Origin of the sequence: Actinoplanes sp. NPDC051411 (assembly GCF_040682075.1) — a bacterium.
GTDB lineage: Bacteria > Actinomycetota > Actinomycetes > Mycobacteriales > Micromonosporaceae > Actinoplanes.
The window spans coordinates 60731-77732 of record NZ_JBFBAD010000016.1 but is presented as its reverse complement, the minus strand read 5'-3'; the positions used below and the strand labels follow the sequence as shown (position 1 = coordinate 77732).

Below are 17002 nucleotides of genomic sequence, written 5' to 3'. Positions count from 1 at the left end.
GTCAATGTTTTTATCCGGTCTATGATTTGCCTCATGACGACACCCGGCCTCCGCGAACGCAAGAAACAGGAGCTCCGCGACCGGATCTCGGGAGTGGCCACCCAGCTGATCCTGACCCGCGGCTTCGAAGCGGTCAGCGTCTCCGAGATCGCGGCGGCGGCCGGCGTCTCCCGCATGACGGTCTTCAACTACTTCGCCCGCAAAGAAGACATGTTCCTCGACCGGCTCCCCGAGCTGACCGGCCTGATCGAGGCCGGCGTACGCGGCTCGGCCACCCCGCTGGCCGCCCTGCGGGACGTGTTCCTGCAACTGCTCGACACCCGGCACCCCCTGGCCGGCTTCGCCGACCGGATGACCTACTTCTGGCAGGTCGTGATCGACTCGCCGGCGCTGCGGGCGCGGGTGCGCGAGTTCCTGGAGGAGCTGGAAGGGTTGGTGGCCGGGCTGTTCGAGGAGGGCGGCCAGGCGCAGCCGAGGCTGACGGCGGCGCTGGCGCTGGCCGCCTATCGGGTGTGCTATGTGGACGCGGCGGCCCGCATCATGGCCGGCGAGCAGGCCGAGTCGTTCTTCGACGAGCACCGGGCGCGGGTCACGCGCGCCTTCGACCAGGCCGCAATCGGCGCGGCTGCGGTCGAAGAGAACGAGGGGAGTGGCCGCTAGGGCCGGCGCAGGTAGCGGCTGACCGCGAAGGCGGCGACAAGGAGCGCGGCGGCCAGCAGGGCGAGCCAGGCCCAGGAGGCGTGTCCGGCGACTATGGACGGCCCGGAGTAGACGCCCGGGTGCGGGCTGATCTGGGCCGGCACAAGGTGGATCCCGTGGTGTGGGGTGCGGCCGAAGGCGGGTGACGGGCCGAGCCAGTCGGGGCCTGGAGTGCTGCTGGACGACATCGTTCTACTCTTGCGCACTCGGTGGGGTTCCCGTAGAACGTGCGCATGACCGTCACGGATGGCGACAACTCGGCGCTGCAGCCGGACGTGCCGCACGCGGCGCGCATCTGGAACTACTGGATGGGCGGCACCGACAACTTCGCCGCCGATCGGGCCGCCGGGGATGCCGTGGCCCAGGTCTATCCCGAGATCGTGCTGATGGCGAAGCATTCCCGGCAGTTCCTCATCCGGGCCGTCCGCTATCTGGCCGCCGAGGCCGGCATCCGGCAGTTCCTCGACATCGGCACCGGGCTGCCGACCATGCAGAACACGCACGAGGTCGCGCGGTCGGTCTCCGCCGAGTCGCGAATCGTCTATGTGGACAACGATCCGCTGGTGCTCGTTCACGCCCGCAGCCTGATGGCCGATTCCGGGACGACGCACGTCGAGGCCGACTATCACGACCCGGAGCTGATTCTGGCCGAGGCGGCGAAGACCCTCGACTTCAGCCGGCCGGTCGGCGTCATGTTCATGGGCGTGCTGGGCTACGAGCCCGACCTGGGGGTGGTCGCGTCGATCGTCAACCGGGTGATGGCGGCGACGGCGTCCGGCAGCTACCTCGTGTTGTGGGACGGCACCAACACGACCCAGGCGGTGGTCGACGGCGCCGAGCGGCTGGCCCGGAGCGGCGGCGTGCCGTACATCCTGCGCGGCCCGGACGAGATCGGCCGCCTCTTCGAGGGCCTCGAGATCGTCGAACCGGGCCTGGTGCAGATCACCGGCTGGCGCCCGGCCGGCGAGGCGGAGTGGCTCGACGCGTACGGCGCGGTGGCCCGAAAGCCCTGAGCCGGGAGCCCGCGGCGTCGAAGGCCCACGTGGGAGGCCGTCCCGAGTTCGATGGCGCGACACAGATCACAGACGGGGTGGAAATTCCCACCGTCAACTAATCTGCAGGCATGGCTTCGTTCAACGACACGATTATCGAGACATTCCGGGCCAACGACGGGGTCCTCGGTGGGCACTGGGAGGGCAAGGAGTCCATCCTGCTGCACACCCCGGGCCGCAAGTCCGGCAAGGAGTACGTCAACCCGCTGGTCGCGGCGCCCCACGGCGACTCGTACATCGTCTGCGCCAGCGCCGGCGGCGCGCCGGAGACCCCGCAGTGGTTCGACAACCTGGAGGCCGTCGACGGCCCGGTGACCATCGAGCTGGGCTCCAAGACCGTGCAGGCCGACCACCGTGAGGTCCGCCCGGGCCGCGACGACGACTATGACGAGCTCTACGCCACGTGGCGCGCCTACTGGCCCGACGCCGCCGACTACGAGAAGAAGACCGACCGGAAGTTCCCGGTCGCCGTGATCACCGTCCGCTGACCGTTCCATCGAACAAAAGCCACCGGGTTGGCCCGGTGGCTTTTCTGTATCCGGACGACGACGGCACCACCTCGGACAACGAGGGTCTGGCCGTGCTTCCGAACGGCGACTTCGTGGTCAGCTCCGAGACCGAGCCGTCGATCCGGATCTTCGGCCGGGACGGCGTGCAGAAGTCGTCCCGGCCCGTGCCCGCCCGGTTCGCCGTCACCCCGGCCGGCGAGGCCACCACGAACGCCCCGCTGGAGGGCCTGACGATCACGCCCGCCGACCCCGAGGGGTGACGTGATCGATGTCATCAGCGACGACAACTTCAGCGCGACCCAGTTCACCCGGGTGCTGACCCTTCGGTCCTGGTTGCCGAACGTGCGGTGACCGGCGGGTGAACCCTTCCCGCTGAGCTCAGAAGCGGGGCCGACGGCGTTCTATTCTTCCGGCTGTCTCGATGCATTTGCGCCATGAGGAGCCAAGGAATGCCGCAAGCCGGACGTCTAGCCGTGGCGGCGGTCCTCACGGTCGCCGCCATGGCCGCCTGCAGTTCGCCGGCGCCGACCCCCCGAGATCCCGGGATCCAGGTCGCCCGGGGCCGCTGTGGAGTGGGCTGGGACCGGCCTCAGGGCGGCGACCAGACCATCGAGGTGCACAACACCGACTCGGTGACGATGGAGGTCGAGCTGGTCGACCCGGCCTCGCACGGCATCTACCAGGAGATCGAGTCGCTGGCCCCGGGCACGTCCCGGTCGTTCCACCTGGTCCTCGGCAACGGCACGTACGCCTTCACCTGTCTGCCCGACGGCGCCGACCTGGAGACCGGTCCGAGCGTGACGATCAAGGACGGGCCGGCCAAGGGCGCCACCGCGGTCACCCCGGTCGACGAGAACACCCTGGCGCCCGCGGTCAAGACCTACCGCGCGCACGTGGCGGCCGGACTGGCCAGGCTGGGCGGGAACGTCGGCTCACTGCGTACGGCATTGGGGTCCGGAGACCGCTCGCGGTCGCAGAAAGCCTGGCTGGTCGCCCAGCTCGCCTATAACCGCCTGGGCGCGGCCTACGACACCTTCGGTGACTCGGCCGACGCCATCGACGGCATGCCGGACGGCCTGCCCGGCGGGGTGCACGACAAGGACTGGACCGGCCTGCGCCGGATCGAGTACGGGTTGTGGCACAACGAGTCGATGCCGGCCCTCGCCGCCCTCGGCAGCCGGTTGTCGAGTGACGTGGCGAGCCTGCACGGCGAGTTCGACAAGGAGCGCACCGACCCCAACGACCTGCCGCTGCGCTCGCACGAGATCCTCGAGAACACGCTGCAGTTCGAGCTGAGCGGCACCGAGGACCAGGGTGCGCACGCCGAGCTCGCGGTCATGTCGGCCAACCTGGACGGCACCAGGATGGTGCTCGACGCGATCGCGCCCGAGATCCAGCCGCGCTACCCGGCCTGGCCGACCGTCCAGAGTGAGCTGGCCGGGCTGAAGAAGCTGGTCGACTCCTACCACAAGGGCGGCCGGTGGGCGCCGCTGCAGTCGCTGTCCACCCACGACCGTGAGGAACTGGACGGCAAACTCGGCCGTCTGCTGGAAGATCTCGCCCCGATCGCCGCGATCGGCGAGGTACGGAGGACTCAGTGAGCACCAACCGCCGCAATTTCCTCCGTGGCATCGGAGCCGGGGCCGCCGGTCTGGCCATCAGCCCGCGCGCCTTCCACGAGGATGCCCCGTCGGCCGTCGCCTTCCACGGTGTCCACCAGGCCGGCATCGTGACCCCGCCGCAGGCCCAGGCCAGCCACGTAGCGTTCGACCTGATCGTGGACAACCGGCAGGACCTCACCGACCTGTTCCACACGATCACCGACCGGGCCCGTTTCCTGACCACCGGTGGCACCCCGCCCGAGGTCGGCATCGCGGGGCCGCCGACCGATTCGGGCGTGGTCGGCCCGTCGGTCTCGCCGGACAACCTGACCGTGACCGTCGGCGTCGGCGCGTCCATGTTCGACCAGCGGTTCGGCCTGGCCGCGCACAAGCCCGAGGCGCTGACCGCGATGCCGATGTTCCCCGACGACCACCTCGACCCGGCCCGCACCCACGGCGACCTCTCGCTCCAGCTGTGCGCCGACAACCGCGACACGGTGGTCCACGCGCTGCGTGACATCGCCCGGCACACCCGCGGCGGCATGCAGATCCGCTGGCGGGCCGACGGCTTCGTGAATCCGCCGCGGCCCGAGGGGACGCCGCGCAACCTGATGGGCTTCAAGGACGGTACGTCCAACCTGGAGATCACGGTCCCGGCCCAGATGGACCGTTTCGTGTGGCTGCCCGCCGCGGCCGAGCAGCCGTGGACGGCCGGCGGGTCCTATCAGGTCATCCGCGTCATCCGGATGCTGGTCGAGTTCTGGGACCGGGTGAGCATCGTGGAGCAGGAGCGTATGTTCGGCCGCCGCCGGGACTCGGGGGCGCCGCTGGACGGCAACCACGAGAAGGACATCCCCAACTTCGCCGCCGACCCGGTCGGCGAGGCGATTCCGCTCACCGCGCACATGCGGCGGGCCAACCCGCGTACGCCCGAGAGCGCCGAGAGCCGCATCCTGCGCCGTCCGTACAACTACGACAAGGGCGTGGACGACGTCGGCAACCTCGACCAGGGGCTGGTTTTCGTCTGCTTCCAGCAGGATCCCGACAAGCAGTTCGCGGAGATCCAGCGCCGCCTCGAGGGCGAGCCTCTGGTCGACTACATCCAGCCCGTCGGCGGCGGATATTTCCTGGTCCTGCCGGGTGTCCGAGATGCGAGTGATTACCTGGGTTCGGCCGTGCTGAGCCTGGCCTAAGTCACGATCGGTTCATTCAAACTTATGCTTCCGGCCGTGTCGGCGGCGGTGATCGTCGGTGGCTGCAGACGAGAGTCCTTGTCGCACAGTTCCACCTGAACAGGGAGGCGAGCATGGGTTTCCGACCCATCTCCTGGAATCGCACGACGAAGATCGGGGCGGTAGCGGCCGCCATGGTCCTCGCGGCCACCGCGACCACGCCGGCGTTCGCGGGCCAGACGGCCCCGCAGATGCTCAAGGTCAAGAAGGCGCCGCAGGCCCGCAGCCCGATTCAGCACGTCGTGGTCATCTTCGACGAGAACATCTCGTTCGACCACTACTTCGGGACGTACCCGAAGGCCGCCAACACGGACGGCACCACGTTCAAGGCGGCCAAGGGCACCCCCTCGGTCAACGGTCTGTCCAAGCAGCTGCTGACCAAGAACCCGAACACCTACAACCCTTCGCGGCTCAGCCACGACCAGGCCCTGACCTGCGACCAGGACCACGGTTACCTGCACGAGCAGCAGGCGTACGACAACGGCAAGGTCGACCAGTTCGTCCAGAAGACGGGCCACGACACCTGCACCGGCGCGCCGGTGATCTTCGGTGAGCCGGGCCTGGTCATGGACTACTACGACGGCAACACGGTCACCGGGCTCTGGAACTACGCCCAGAACTACTCGATGAGCGACAACTCGTTCGACACCAACTACGGGCCGTCGACTCCGGGTGCCGTCAACCTGATCTCGGGCCAGACCCACGGCGTCTACGCCGTCGACTCGAAGACCGGGGCGAAGGTCAGCAGCACCGCCGTCGTCACGTCGCCGGACGCCAAGGGCGTCGGCACCGTGACCGGCGACCCCGACCCGGCGTTCGACGACTGCTCGGACTCCAACCACACCAGCACCAACCCGCTGGCCGTGATGACGGGTAAGAACATCGGCGACAAGCTCAACGGCGCCGGCCTGACCTGGGGCTGGTTCCAGGGCGGCTTCAAGCCGACCGGCACCGCGAACGGCTACTCGGTCTGCGGCACGACCCACCAGAACGTGGGCGGTAACGCGGTGGTGGACTACAGCCCCCACCACAATCCGTTCTCGTACTACAAGTCGACCAGCAACCCGCAGCACCTGGCGCCGTCGTCGGTCAAGGCCATCGGTCACACCGACCAGGCCAACCACAACTACGACCTGACCGACTTCGACGCGGCGCTGAAGGCCAACAACCTGCCCGCCGTCAGCTACCTGAAGGCCGGCGAGTACCAGGACGGCCACGCCGGTTACTCGGACCCGCTGGACGAGCAGGCGTTCATCGCCAAGGAGATCAACCAGCTGCAGAAGTCGAAGGAGTGGGCGTCGACCGCGGTCGTCGTCGCTTACGACGACTCGGACGGCTGGTACGACCACGTGATGCCGAAGGTCGTCAACGGCTCGCACGACGCGGTCAACGACACCGCCGCCTGTGAGACCAAGTCGGCCAACGGCGGCTACGCCGACCGCTGTGGCTATGGCCCGCGCACCCCGCTGCTGGTCATCAGCCCCTGGTCGAAGGTCAACCACGTCGACCACACCCTGACCGATCAGACCTCGATCCTGAAGTTCGTCGAGGACAACTGGGGCCTGGGTCGCATCGGCGACTACTCGTTCGACAGCCAGGCCGGCTCGCTGAACGGCATGTTCAACTTCGGCAAGAAGGCGAACATGAAGACGGTCCTGATCGACCCGGCCACGGGCGCGGTCAAGAAGAAGTAGGTACCGGGCTTTTCGGCGGCGCCGTCCCTTCGGGGACGGCGCCGTTCTTCGTTGCGGTCGCCTGCGTCACATGCGTTTGGGGTACGCGGCGGAGAGAGCTAGTGTACGAAACAGTTTCGTTTCGCATCGACCTCCGGTAGGTTGACTCGGGAGGGGGTAGGCATGGTCACTCGACGACTTGACGAGGAGCGCGAGAGCGCGATCCTCCGCGCGACCTATGACCTGCTTGCCGAGTGCGGCTACCAGGGGCTCCGCGTCGATGCGGTGGCCGCCCGGGCACAAGCCAGCAAGGCCACCCTCTACCGGCACTGGCCCACGAAGGCCGGCCTGGTCATCGACGCGGTGAGGTTCTGCCGGGCCGCGACGGAGGACCTCCCCGACACCGGGAGTCTCCGCGGCGACCTGGTGGCCTGGTTCAACGAAATGGCCACGCTCATGAGCGGCGATCAGGGGCCGATCCTGGCCGGCCTGTTCGCGGTCCTTCAGTCCGAGCCCGAGCTGGCGGCCGAGTTGCGTGCGATGCGCGACTCCAAGTCGGCGTACGCCGAGGTGATCTGTTCGCGGGCGGTGGCACGCGGCGAGCTGCGTTCCGACTACCGCGCCGACCTGATCGACGAGATCGTGCCCGCCCAGATGTTCATGCGCGCCTTCGCGCTGGGCGAGCCGCTCGACGCCGCCTTCGTCGACCACCTGGTCGACGACATCATCCTGCCGTTGCTCCAAGCCTAGAGCTTTCCTCACTCCTCGCCCCGGGCCGCTCGCCCGAGGGCTTCCATCCGCACGTCCTTGGGGGGCCGTTCCGTGTCCATCACCACCTCAGACACCCGTCTCGCGCCGGATATATCGCCCGATTCAGGAAATCGCCGCTGGCTGGCGCTCGCCGTTATCGCGGTCTCCCAGCTGCTGATCGTGCTGGACGCGACGATCACCACGATCGCCCTGCCGACCGCCCAGAAGGCCCTGAACATCTCGGACGCCAACCGGCAGTGGGTGATCACCACGTACGCGCTGGCCTTCGGCGGGCTGTTGCTGCTCGGTGGCCGGATCGCCGACTACACCGGGCGCAAGCGGGCGTTCATCATCGGCCTGCTCGGCTTCGCCGCCGCCTCGGCGCTCGGTGGCGCGGCGGTCAACGAGGGCATGCTGTTCTCCGCCCGCGCGCTGCAGGGCGCGTTCGGCGCCCTCATGGCGCCGGCCGCGTTGTCGCTGCTCACCGTCACCTTCACCGACGCCAAGGAACGGGCCCGGGCGTTCGGCGTCTACGGCGCCATCGCCGGCGGCGGCGGTGCGGTCGGCCTCCTGATGGGAGGCCTGCTGACCGAGTACGCCTCCTGGCGCTGGACCCTGCTCGTCAGCACCCCGATCGCGATCATCGCCGCACTGGCCGCGCTCCGTTTCGTCAGCGAGAGCCGGGCCGAGGGCAACACCCGCTACGACCTGCCCGGCGCGCTCACCTCGACCCTCGGCCTGGTCGCCCTGGTCTACGGCTTCACCAAGGCGAGCAGCGACGGCTGGGGCGCCGCGACCACCATCGAATTCCTGGTCGCCGCCGGCGTGCTGCTGGTCGCCTTCGTGGTGATCGAGCTGCGCTCCTCGCACCCGCTGCTGCCGATGCGGGTCATCCTCGACCGCAACCGGGGCGGCTCCTACCTCTCGGCGCTGCTGCTCGGCGTCGGCCTGTTCGGAGTCTTCCTGTTCCTGACCTTCTACCTGCAGATCACGCTGGGCTACTCGGCGCTCGAGACCGGGGTGGCGTTCCTGCCCTTCACGCTCGGCATCATCCTCGGCGCCGGACTGTCGGCCCAGTTGCTGACCCGGGTCGGCCCGCGGGTGCTGATGGCCGGTGGCCTGCTGCTGGCCGCGGTCGGCATGGTGATGCTCACCCGCATCGGCGTCGACACCGGCTTCTGGAGCCACGTCTTCCCGGCCGAACTCGTCATCAGCTTCGGCATGGGCGTCACCTTCGGCCCGATGTCGAACACCGCCCTGGTCGGTGTGGCCGACCACGACGCCGGGGTGGCGAGCGCCCTGATCAACACCACCCAGCAGATCGGCGGCTCACTCGGCACCGCCCTGCTGAACACCATCTTCACCTCGGCGGTCGCCGGCTACCTGACCGATCATCAGCACGACATCACCAGCCCGGCCCAGCTGCCCGGCCTCCAGGCGGTCGCGACCGTCCACAGTTACACGGTCGCGTTCTGGGTCAGCGCGGGCCTGATCGCCGTGGCGTCCCTGATCGCGTTCCTGCTGGTGCGCGCCAGCCGCGCCGAAGTGGCCGCCTCTCCGGCCGTGATGTAACCCTCCGACCGGCGGCGCCCCTGCTCTCCCGGGGGCGCCGCCGCAGGTATCCGGCCGCGTTGCCCTGACGGCCGCCGTTCGGCGGCACAGCGAAAGTTCGCCACCCGGGATCTCGAACCGTGGCCCCGCGCTCCAGGGGCGCCCGCCAGGCCGCACTGTCCGACATGGACGGGACGCGCCCACCTCGGCGCCGATCGGTACCTCGCCGGCACCGCGTGTCGATAGCATCCTGGCCATGAGTCGTGTCGCCGTCAGGCCACGCGTTCAGATTGCGTCCGGGGCGGCTTGCCGCTCTATGGGCCCGTCCTCAGTCTGGTCGGCGACGCCGGCGTGATGCCTCTTGCCGGGCTCGGCTCGTACTCACGACCGGGCGCGGAGCGGATCCGTAGAGCGTCTTTTCCGGCGCCTCTCCGGCGCCTCTTCCGGCGCCTGGCGAGAGGCGCTGCGCCGGTGGCGAACGGCATCGGCGCAGCGTGTTCGATCGTCAGGACCGCCGCGGGTCGACCATGAACTCAGTAGCGGTCGTCGGTGATCGTGGGTTCGCCCCAGCGGCTGTCGAGCAGGGCCTGGTTGGACGAGCCCGAAAACAGCACGGTGTGGCGGAGAGCCGGCCGGCGGGTGCCGGGGGCCTTGTCGGGTGGTGCGTCGGCGGTGGCGCGTTTTGCGAAGGTGCGCTCCAGAGCCGCGCCGAGGGCCTGTGGCAGGCGCTTGCTGAGTGCGCCGGTCAGGCCGCCGAATCGGTCCAGCGCCCAAGGTGATGCCATGGTGTCACCCCCTCGTCACTACTACGTAAAGTATCTGCATGACTTCACGCCGTAATCACAACTGTCGCACACGTTGTGCGATGCGGCAAAGGCGTTAATTGGGGGCGAGGCCCCGCTACATCGGGTAGGTTGCGGGGTTCAGGCGTTCGTCGAAGGAGGAGAGATGCGGGCAGGTTTCGCGTTCCCGGTGTTCCTGACCACCTCTTTCGCGAAGGACCTGCGTGACCGTTCTCAACCTCGGCATCGTGGCGCACGTCGATGCCGGTAAGACCAGCCTGACCGAGCGCCTGCTCTACGCGGGCGGGGTCATCGACGCCGTCGGCAGCGTGGACGCCGGCAACACCCAGACCGACTCGCTCGCCCTCGAACGGCGCCGCGGCATCACGATCAAGACGGCCGTGGCCTCGTTCCCGGTCGGCGGCACCACGGTCAACCTGATCGACACGCCGGGGCACCCCGACTTCATCGCCGAGGTCGAGCGGGCGCTGCGGGTGCTCGACGGGGCCGTGCTCGTGATCTCCGCGGTCGAGGGCGTGCAGGCGCAGACCCGTGTGCTCATGCGGACGCTGCACCGGCTCGGCGTGCCCACGCTGATCTTCGTCAACAAGATCGATCGTAGTGGTGCTCGCGAGGAGAGCCTGCTCCGCGACATCACCCGGCGGCTCACCGACCGGGCGGTCGCGGTCAGCACCGTGCGCGGGCTGGGCAGTCGTGATGCCGTCGCGCAACCGCTTATCCCCGCCGACTGTGCAAACGGCGGCCTGTGGACAGCGGGCGAGATTTGTCAGACCGGCGTGCTTGACTCCGACCCACCCGAAGAAGGGAGGGGGAGGCGGCGGCTGGGGCTGCTGGGCGACCACGAGAGCGGCTGCGAACACGGGCGGAAGCTGGAAGAGCTGGTGGCTCGGCTGGTGGAACTCGACGGCGGGGACGAGCTGCTCGGGGACTACGTGCGCGGGCAGGTCGCGTACGGGAAGCTGCGTGAGCTTCTCGCTCAGAGTGCCAAGACCGGGCGGGTCAATCCGGTGTTCTTCGGCTCGGCGGTCACCGGTGCGGGGGTTGATGCTCTCCTGGAGGGCCTGGCCGAGCTGCTGCCCGGCGCGGCCGGCGATCCCGAGGCGCCGGTCAGCGGGACGGTGTTCAAAGTGGAGCGTGACCGGGCCGGGGCGAAGGTCGCCTATGTGCGGCTGTTCGACGGGACGCTGCGGGTGCGTGACCACCTCACCAAGGACACCGTGGTGACCGGGCTCGAGACGGCGGGCGGGCGCTGCCGGCAGATCCGGGCCGGCGAGATCGGCAAGGTGCACGGGCTGCGGGACGTGCGGATCGGTGACGCGATCGGGCGCGCGCACGAGCGCGGCAGCATGCGGGCCTTCGCGCCGCCGACGCTGGAGACGAAGATCGTGCCCGAGCGGGAGACCGACCGGCCGGCGCTGCATGACGCGCTGACGCAGCTGGCCGAGCAGGATCCGCTGATCAATCTGCGTCCTGATCTCACGGTGTCGCTCTACGGCGAGGTGCAGAAGGAGGTCATCGAGATGACGCTGGCCGAGGAGTACGGGCTGAGGGTCGGCTTCCGGGAGACGACCACGATTCACGTCGAGCGGCCCCGGCAGGCGGGCGAGGCGGGCGAGACGCTGAAGAAGGACGGCAATCCCTACTTCGCTTCGCTGGGGATCAGGGTGGAGCCGGCCGACGGGTTCGCGGTTGAGCTCGATGTGCCGGTCGAGCAGGTGCCGATCTATCTGTTCCGGACGGCCGAGCTGTTCCAGGCGGCGATCGAGGAGACCGTCCGGCGCACGCTCGAGCAGGGACTTCACGGCTGGCAGGTGATCGACGTCAAGGTGACCGTGACCCACTGCGGATACGCGGCGCCGCTGACCACGCCGGCCGACTACCGGAAGCTGCTGCCGCTGGTGCTGATGGCGGCCCTCAAACGGGCCGGCACGACGGTGTGCGAGCCGATCCAGCGGTTCGAGCTCGACGGGCCGGCCGACACACTCGGGCCGGTGCTCGGGATGCTCGGCAAGGTCAACGCCGTGCCGGAGAGGCAGGAGACCGATCGGGACGCGTACGTCATCGGCGGCCTGATCCCGGCCGCCCGCCTGAAAGAGCTGGAGCCCGCCCTGCCCGGCCTGACCCGCGGCGAGGGCGTGGTGGAGACCACCTTCGCCGGTTACCGGCCGGTCGCCGGGGCGCCCCCGACCCGCGCACGCTCGGACAACAATCCGCTGGACCGGGAGGAGTATCTGCTGCGGGTCGAGCGGCGGGTGTCGGTGCGCACGTCGTAGGGCCGCTCTCATCGTCCGGCGCTCGGTGGCCGCCGTCGCTACGCTGCCGGCTTAACCACGGGAGGGGCCGGATTCGGTACGGTGACCTCATGGAGAAGCGGCCGTTGTTGCGCACCGTGGTCGGCGAGGTGCTGCGCCGCCGCCGGCTGGAGCAGAAGCGCACGCTGGCCGAGGTCGCCCGCGAGGCCTGCGTCTCCGTGCAATACCTCTCCGAGGTCGAGCGGGGCCTCAAGGAGCCGAGCTCGGAGGTGGTGGCCGCGGTCTGTGATTCGCTCCGCGTCGACCTGTCCGATCTGCTCGGCGAGGTGCGGTTGTCGTTCGTGACCGAGATCGCCCCGTCCAACGTCTTCCGGCTCGACGCCGCCCGTCGCCGTGGCCCGCAGGCGTCCGTTTCGGGCGGCGTCATGCTGATGGCCGCGTAAAAAGCCGCCGCGTAAAAAGGCCTAGGCCGCGTTCAGCCGGTAGCCGGTGTTCGGCCGGCTGGTGATCACCTGGTCGGCGAGGCCGTAGGCGACCGCGTCGGCGGCCGAGAGGGCCATGCTGCGGTCGGTGTCCTCCCTGATCTTGGCCGGTGGGTGGCCGGTGTGCCGGGACAGGATCTGGTCCATCTCGGCCCGCACCTTCGCGACCTCCTTGGCCTCCACCGCCAGGTCGGGCAGCGTGCCCCGGGCCTGGCTCGACGGCTGGTGCAGGGTCACCTTGGCGTGCGGTAGCACCGAGCGTTTGCCCGGGGTGCCGGCCGCGAGCAGGGCCGCCGCGGCGGACGACGCCTGGCCCACGCAGAACGTCGCGATGCCGCAGCGGATGAAGTTCATGGTGTCGTAAATGGCGGTCAGCGCGTTGAAACCGCCGCCGGGCGAGTTGATGTAGAGGGCGATGTCCTGCTCGCCGGCCGACTCGAGGTGGAGCAGCTGGGCGATCACGACGTTGGCCACGCCGTCGTCGATCTCGGTGCCCAGGAAGATGATCCGGTCGGACAGCAGGCGGGAGTAGACGTCGAAGGCGCGCTCGCCGTTCGGGGTCTTCTCGACCACGGTGGGAATCGTGTACTGGCTCACGCGCTCAGTCCCATCGGGTGGCGGGCGACCGCGGGGCGTACGTCGTCGACGCTGTCGAGGATGTGGTCGATGAGCCCGTAGCCGAGGGCCTCGTCGGCGGTGAACCAGCGGTCGCGCCGGCTGTCCAGCTCGACCGTCTCGACGCTCTGCCCGGTGTGCTCGGCGGTCAGGCGCAGGAGCAGGGCGCCCAGCCGTTCCAGCTGCTGGGCGTAGATCTCGACGTCGGCTGCGGTGCCGCCGAAGCCGGCCGAGCCCTGGTGCATGAGGATCTGGGCGTTCGGCAGGCTGAACCGCTTGCCGGGGGCGCCCGCGGTGAGCAGGAACTGGCCCATGCTGCCGGCCAGCCCGAGCGCGAGCGTGCTGACCTCGTTGGGGATCAGCCGCATCGTGTCGTAGATGGCGAGGCCGGCGCTGACCGAGCCGCCGGGGGAGTTGATGTAGAGGCTGATCGTGCCGCGCGGGTCTTCGGCCGAGAGCAGGAGGAGTTGGCCGCAGAGCCGGTTGGCGATCTCGTCGTCGACCTCCTTCCCGAGCACGATGATGCGCTGATGGAGTAGCCGGGCGGCCACCTGGTCGTCGATGGATCCCGCGGTCCACGGGGTGTTTGTTTGCGGCATGACACCACCATCGACCTGGAAAATGCCGCCGGCCAAGCGGTATCTGCTGTCAGCAGACGGGCTCAGCCGGCGGCGAAATCCCAGCGGGTCAGCAGGTCAGGTTGCCGCCCGCGGAGACACCGAGGATGCCGACGAAGCGGTTGTACTGGTTGACCCGGTCCTGCATCTCGGCGGTGTTGCCGCCGTTGCACTCGATGCTGTTGATGGCCCGGATCGTGGTGCCGAAGCCCTGGCCGTTGACCATGGCGTTGTGCGAGGTGGTGCCCGCGTTGCCGGTGCCGGTCATCCAGTACCAGAGGCCGGTCTCCCAGGAGATCGCGGCGTTGGTGGAGACCAGGTTGGGGTTGTTCAGCAGGTCGACGCCGAGCGCGTTGCCGGCCGCGTAGTAGTTGAAGTTCCAGCTCAGCTGGATCGGCCCGCGACCGTGGTAGGCGGACACCCCGGCCGGGCAGCCGTACGGCTGGGACGTGTCGCAGTAGTGCGGGTAGTTGGCCGTGTTGATCTCGTCGATGTAGACCAGGCCGCCGGTCTCGTGCCCGACGTTGGCCAGGAACGCCGCCGCCTCCTGCCGCTTCACGGTGTCGGAGCCGGTGGTGGCGAACGCCGGGTACTTGGACATGGCGGTGACCAGGCCCTGGTAGGTGTAGAAGCTGTTCCGGCCCGGGAACATCGAGTTGAACTGGGCTTCACTGACGACGAAGCCGCCGCCGCTCGGGGGCGGGGTCGTGGTGCCGCCTCCGCCGCCGGTGCACGAGAACGGCGACCAGAACCAGGTCGAGATGGTCGGGTCGTAGCCCGGGTTGTCGTGCGTGGCCTGGTAGTACTGCCCGTTGTTCGGGTAGCGGACGATCGCGCCGGTGGCGTAGTTCTGGCCGGCCGCCCAGTCCGGGTAGTTGCAGCTGCCGGTGCCGCCGCCACCGCCGGTGGAGCTGCCGCAGGCGCCGCCGTCACTCCAGACGCCGGAGCCGCCGGTCGAGGGCGCCTCGAACTGCGTCCACCACTTGGCCGTCCAGTTGTGGCCGTTGTACGAGACGACGGCCCCTCCGGTGTAGACGGAGCTGTTGTTGTAGGCCGCGGCGCAGGCCGTGGCGGCCTCGGACGCGGTGATGGGGACGAGGGCGGCGACGGCCGCGGCCATCGTGACACCGATGGCGACGACGATCGCCATCAGCCGTTTTCTGGGCATGGGGAACACCTCTGACCAGCCGGGGGCTTGCGGGATGTATCGACTGAACCAGATGTATTGGTATTTGTAAACAACCTTCAAAGATTGATGTACGCCAGGGCACAGTGGCTATCCCGGCAGCTCCCCGGTCTCGGCCAGATGCTGGGCGACATCGCTGAGTTTGCGGTCCAGCCGCTGCGATACGCGGCGCAACAGGTCGAAGGCGTCGCCGGCCGACAGGCGCTCACGTTCCCTCAGAATGCCCTTCGCCTGCCCGATGATGTCGCGGGTGCTCAGGCCCCGGTGCAGAGCTGCCTCGCGGCGGTCGACGTCGTCGTGGCGCTGTGCCGTGGCCACGGCGAGCGCCAGATAGGCGGCCAGAATCGAGCAGAACTCCCGGTCGTCCTCGCTGAACCCGTCCGGCGTCGCGCCGTAGAGATCGAACGTGCCGAGAGCCGACCACTGGGACGGGCGATGGACGTACAGGCCGTAACAGAGGGCGCTGGACATGCCGAGCTGGGAGGCGGTGGCCCCGAGAACCGGCCAGCGGGACGCGGCCGTCAGGTCAGCCACGTAGACGGGATGCTCCCCCTGCATCGCCTCGGGCGCGGGGCCGATGCCGGTCGCGAACTGGAGGTCGTCGAGCTCGGCGGCGACGGCGTCGGTGGTCACCGTGTCGACGACGTGTCCGTGCTGGTAGAGCGTGATGCCGGCGCTGTCGCATCCGGCCACCGCGCCGACACTGAACTTCAGCACCTCGGCCAGTACGTCCCGAAGGTTGTCGTTGCCGAACAGCTGCCGAGCCAGCGGTGCGAAGGCGCCCAGCAGCATCGGACCGTACGTCTGGGGCCCCCAGGCCTCGGCGGCCCGGGCCCGTTCCTGGGCGGCGGCCCGCCGGTCGGTCGCCGCGCGCTCACGTCGTCGCTTGTCGTCGGCCCGCCTTTTCAGGTCGAACAGCCGCTCCCGATTCAGCAACTCGTGGTCACGTTCGTCGGCCCGCTGTTCCCGCCGCCCGGCCGTCTCCTCGCGCTGGTCCGCTGTCCGGTCGCGCTCGTCGGCCAGGCCGTCGCGCTCGACGGCGACGAAGTCGCGCCGGTCGGCCAGCCACGCGGCCTCTTCGGCACTGCGGGCCTGATCGCCGAGCAGGGCCGCCGCGGCCCGCTCACCGCGGGCCAGCCGCAGGGCGGCGCGCGCCTGGCCCGGGCGGCGGCCTTCCGGGTCCGGTCGAGCTCGGCCTCCGCCCGCCGCACGGCGGCCTCGGCACGGAGCACGTCGGCCGCTTCCGTCGCCCCGTCGTCCTCGCCGGCCGCGATCCGGCCGGCCTTCCGCTGGGCCTGCGCGTGTTCCTGCCGGTCGGCCGCGCGTTGCCGTTCGTCGGCCAGCCCCTCGCGCTCGTCGGCCAGCCGCTCCCGCTCGTCGGCCAGCCGCTCCCGCTCGTCGGCCAGCCGCTCCCGCTCGTCGGCCAGCCGCTCCCGCTCGTCCGCACCGGCCTCCCACAACCCGGCCCGGGTCGCCCTCTCCTCGGGCGAAATCTCATCGGCCACCAGAATCACTCCCGCCGTCACCTGTCATGACCCGGCGGGCCACCATCGGCTCCAGCCCGAGCACGTCGAACACCCGCTCCGCAATGCCGCGCAGCCCGTCGACCCGCAGCGTGCGGCCCCGGTCCGCCGCCGCCTCCGCGGCGGCGACGATGACGCCGGCGCAGTGCGCGTCGAGAAAACTTACGCCCGAGAGGTCGAGCGTGATGCGGGTGGCCGTGCTCGACTTGACGGCGCCGACCAGCCGTCGTCGCAGTTCGGGGGCGGCCGCCAGGTCGAGCTCACCCACCAGGAAGATCACGTCGGTGTCGTCGGCCCGCCGCTGCGACCAACCGAGAAGACCAGGCGCCCACCGCGGGGCGCGCACGCTGTCGCTGAAAGTCTTGGACACCAGCCATCTCCCCACGGAGCGTCGGCTGGGTCATCAACCGGCCTTCATTCTTGCCCTGAGCAGGGCCGGCCGCAAGCCGGGGCGCGC

General features: G+C 69.6%; 18 protein-coding genes and 1 pseudogene. 11 read left to right on the top strand and 8 right to left on the bottom strand.

Annotated elements, in window-relative coordinates; genetic code table 11:
- Positions 1-33 precede the first annotated feature (33 nt).
- Entirely contained in the window at positions 34-660 is a 627-nt protein-coding gene (locus AB0M88_RS11810; protein ID WP_364099298.1) for a TetR/AcrR family transcriptional regulator, read from the top strand.
- Here AB0M88_RS11810 and AB0M88_RS11805 read toward each other — a convergent pair.
- The gene (locus tag AB0M88_RS11805) at positions 657-887 is read right to left on the bottom strand and encodes a hypothetical protein (RefSeq protein ID WP_364099295.1); all 231 of its coding nucleotides are present in this window, start codon (positions 885-887) and stop codon (positions 657-659) included. The genes AB0M88_RS11810 and AB0M88_RS11805 overlap by 4 nt on opposite strands.
- 45 nt (positions 888-932) lie before the next feature.
- Here AB0M88_RS11805 and AB0M88_RS11800 point away from each other — a divergent pair, with 45 nt between their 5' ends.
- The 8 genes from AB0M88_RS11800 to AB0M88_RS11765 all read left to right on the top strand — a co-directional run bounded on the left by AB0M88_RS11800 (position 933) and on the right by AB0M88_RS11765 (position 9088).
- Positions 933-1712: an SAM-dependent methyltransferase gene (locus AB0M88_RS11800; RefSeq protein WP_364099293.1), complete on the top strand. Its 780-nt coding sequence runs from the start codon at positions 933-935 to the stop codon at positions 1710-1712.
- A 110-nt stretch (positions 1713-1822) separates the two neighbouring features.
- Positions 1823-2239, top strand: coding sequence for a nitroreductase/quinone reductase family protein (locus AB0M88_RS11795; protein ID WP_364099290.1), 417 nt, complete (start codon positions 1823-1825; stop codon positions 2237-2239).
- Between the two features lie 35 nt (positions 2240-2274).
- Positions 2275-2520, top strand: a complete 246-nt coding sequence (locus AB0M88_RS11790; RefSeq protein ID WP_364099287.1) for an esterase-like activity of phytase family protein — start codon at positions 2275-2277, stop codon at positions 2518-2520.
- A 189-nt stretch (positions 2521-2709) separates the two neighbouring features.
- A complete protein-coding gene (locus AB0M88_RS11785; RefSeq protein ID WP_364099284.1) occupies positions 2710-3861 on the top strand; it encodes an EfeM/EfeO family lipoprotein in 1152 nt (383 codons plus the stop codon).
- Positions 3858-5054, top strand: a complete 1197-nt coding sequence (gene efeB / locus AB0M88_RS11780) for an iron uptake transporter deferrochelatase/peroxidase subunit (protein ID WP_364099281.1) — start codon at positions 3858-3860, stop codon at positions 5052-5054. Before AB0M88_RS11785 ends, efeB begins: the two co-directional genes overlap by 4 nt.
- A 113-nt stretch (positions 5055-5167) precedes the next feature.
- Positions 5168-6787: an alkaline phosphatase family protein gene (locus tag AB0M88_RS11775; RefSeq protein WP_364099278.1), complete on the top strand. Its 1620-nt coding sequence runs from the start codon at positions 5168-5170 to the stop codon at positions 6785-6787.
- A gap of 162 nt (positions 6788-6949) precedes the next feature.
- Positions 6950-7516: a TetR/AcrR family transcriptional regulator gene (locus AB0M88_RS11770; protein WP_364099275.1), complete on the top strand. Its 567-nt coding sequence runs from the start codon at positions 6950-6952 to the stop codon at positions 7514-7516.
- Between the two features lie 72 nt (positions 7517-7588).
- A complete protein-coding gene (locus tag AB0M88_RS11765) occupies positions 7589-9088 on the top strand; it encodes an MFS transporter (protein ID WP_364099272.1) in 1500 nt (499 codons plus the stop codon).
- Between the two features lie 512 nt (positions 9089-9600).
- Here the strand turns inward: AB0M88_RS11765 and AB0M88_RS11760 are convergent.
- Positions 9601-9852, bottom strand: coding sequence for a hypothetical protein (locus AB0M88_RS11760; protein WP_364099269.1), 252 nt, complete (start codon positions 9850-9852; stop codon positions 9601-9603).
- Between the two features lie 221 nt (positions 9853-10073).
- Here AB0M88_RS11760 and AB0M88_RS11755 point away from each other — a divergent pair, with 221 nt between their 5' ends.
- Complete coding sequence (locus tag AB0M88_RS11755; RefSeq protein WP_364099266.1) at positions 10074-12143, top strand: translation factor GTPase family protein; 2070 nt, start codon at positions 10074-10076, stop codon at positions 12141-12143.
- Positions 12144-12232: 89 nt separating this feature from the next.
- A pseudogene (locus AB0M88_RS11750) lies at positions 12233-12454 on the top strand (helix-turn-helix transcriptional regulator); the annotation flags it as partial.
- A 132-nt stretch (positions 12455-12586) separates the two neighbouring features.
- On the opposite strand, the gene AB0M88_RS11745 reads toward AB0M88_RS11750, so the two are convergent.
- The 6 genes from AB0M88_RS11745 to AB0M88_RS11720 all read right to left on the bottom strand — a co-directional run bounded on the left by AB0M88_RS11745 (position 12587) and on the right by AB0M88_RS11720 (position 16915).
- Complete coding sequence (locus tag AB0M88_RS11745; RefSeq protein WP_364099263.1) at positions 12587-13201, bottom strand: ATP-dependent Clp protease proteolytic subunit; 615 nt, start codon at positions 13199-13201, stop codon at positions 12587-12589.
- On the bottom strand, positions 13198-13818 hold the full coding sequence (locus AB0M88_RS11740) for an ATP-dependent Clp protease proteolytic subunit (RefSeq protein ID WP_364099260.1): 621 nt from the start codon (positions 13816-13818) through the stop codon (positions 13198-13200). The genes AB0M88_RS11745 and AB0M88_RS11740 overlap by 4 nt, the downstream gene beginning before the upstream one ends.
- Positions 13819-13906: 88 nt before the next feature.
- On the bottom strand, positions 13907-15004 hold the full coding sequence (locus tag AB0M88_RS11735) for a glycoside hydrolase family 19 protein (protein WP_364099256.1): 1098 nt from the start codon (positions 15002-15004) through the stop codon (positions 13907-13909).
- A 108-nt stretch (positions 15005-15112) separates the two neighbouring features.
- A complete protein-coding gene (locus AB0M88_RS11730) occupies positions 15113-15958 on the bottom strand; it encodes an ANTAR domain-containing protein (RefSeq protein WP_364099254.1) in 846 nt (281 codons plus the stop codon).
- Positions 15952-16527: a hypothetical protein gene (locus tag AB0M88_RS11725; RefSeq protein WP_364099251.1), complete on the bottom strand. Its 576-nt coding sequence runs from the start codon at positions 16525-16527 to the stop codon at positions 15952-15954. The genes AB0M88_RS11730 and AB0M88_RS11725 overlap by 7 nt, the downstream gene beginning before the upstream one ends.
- Complete coding sequence (locus AB0M88_RS11720) at positions 16517-16915, bottom strand: STAS domain-containing protein (protein ID WP_364099248.1); 399 nt, start codon at positions 16913-16915, stop codon at positions 16517-16519. Before AB0M88_RS11720 ends, AB0M88_RS11725 begins: the two co-directional genes overlap by 11 nt.
- Positions 16916-17002: the final 87 nt, after the last annotated feature.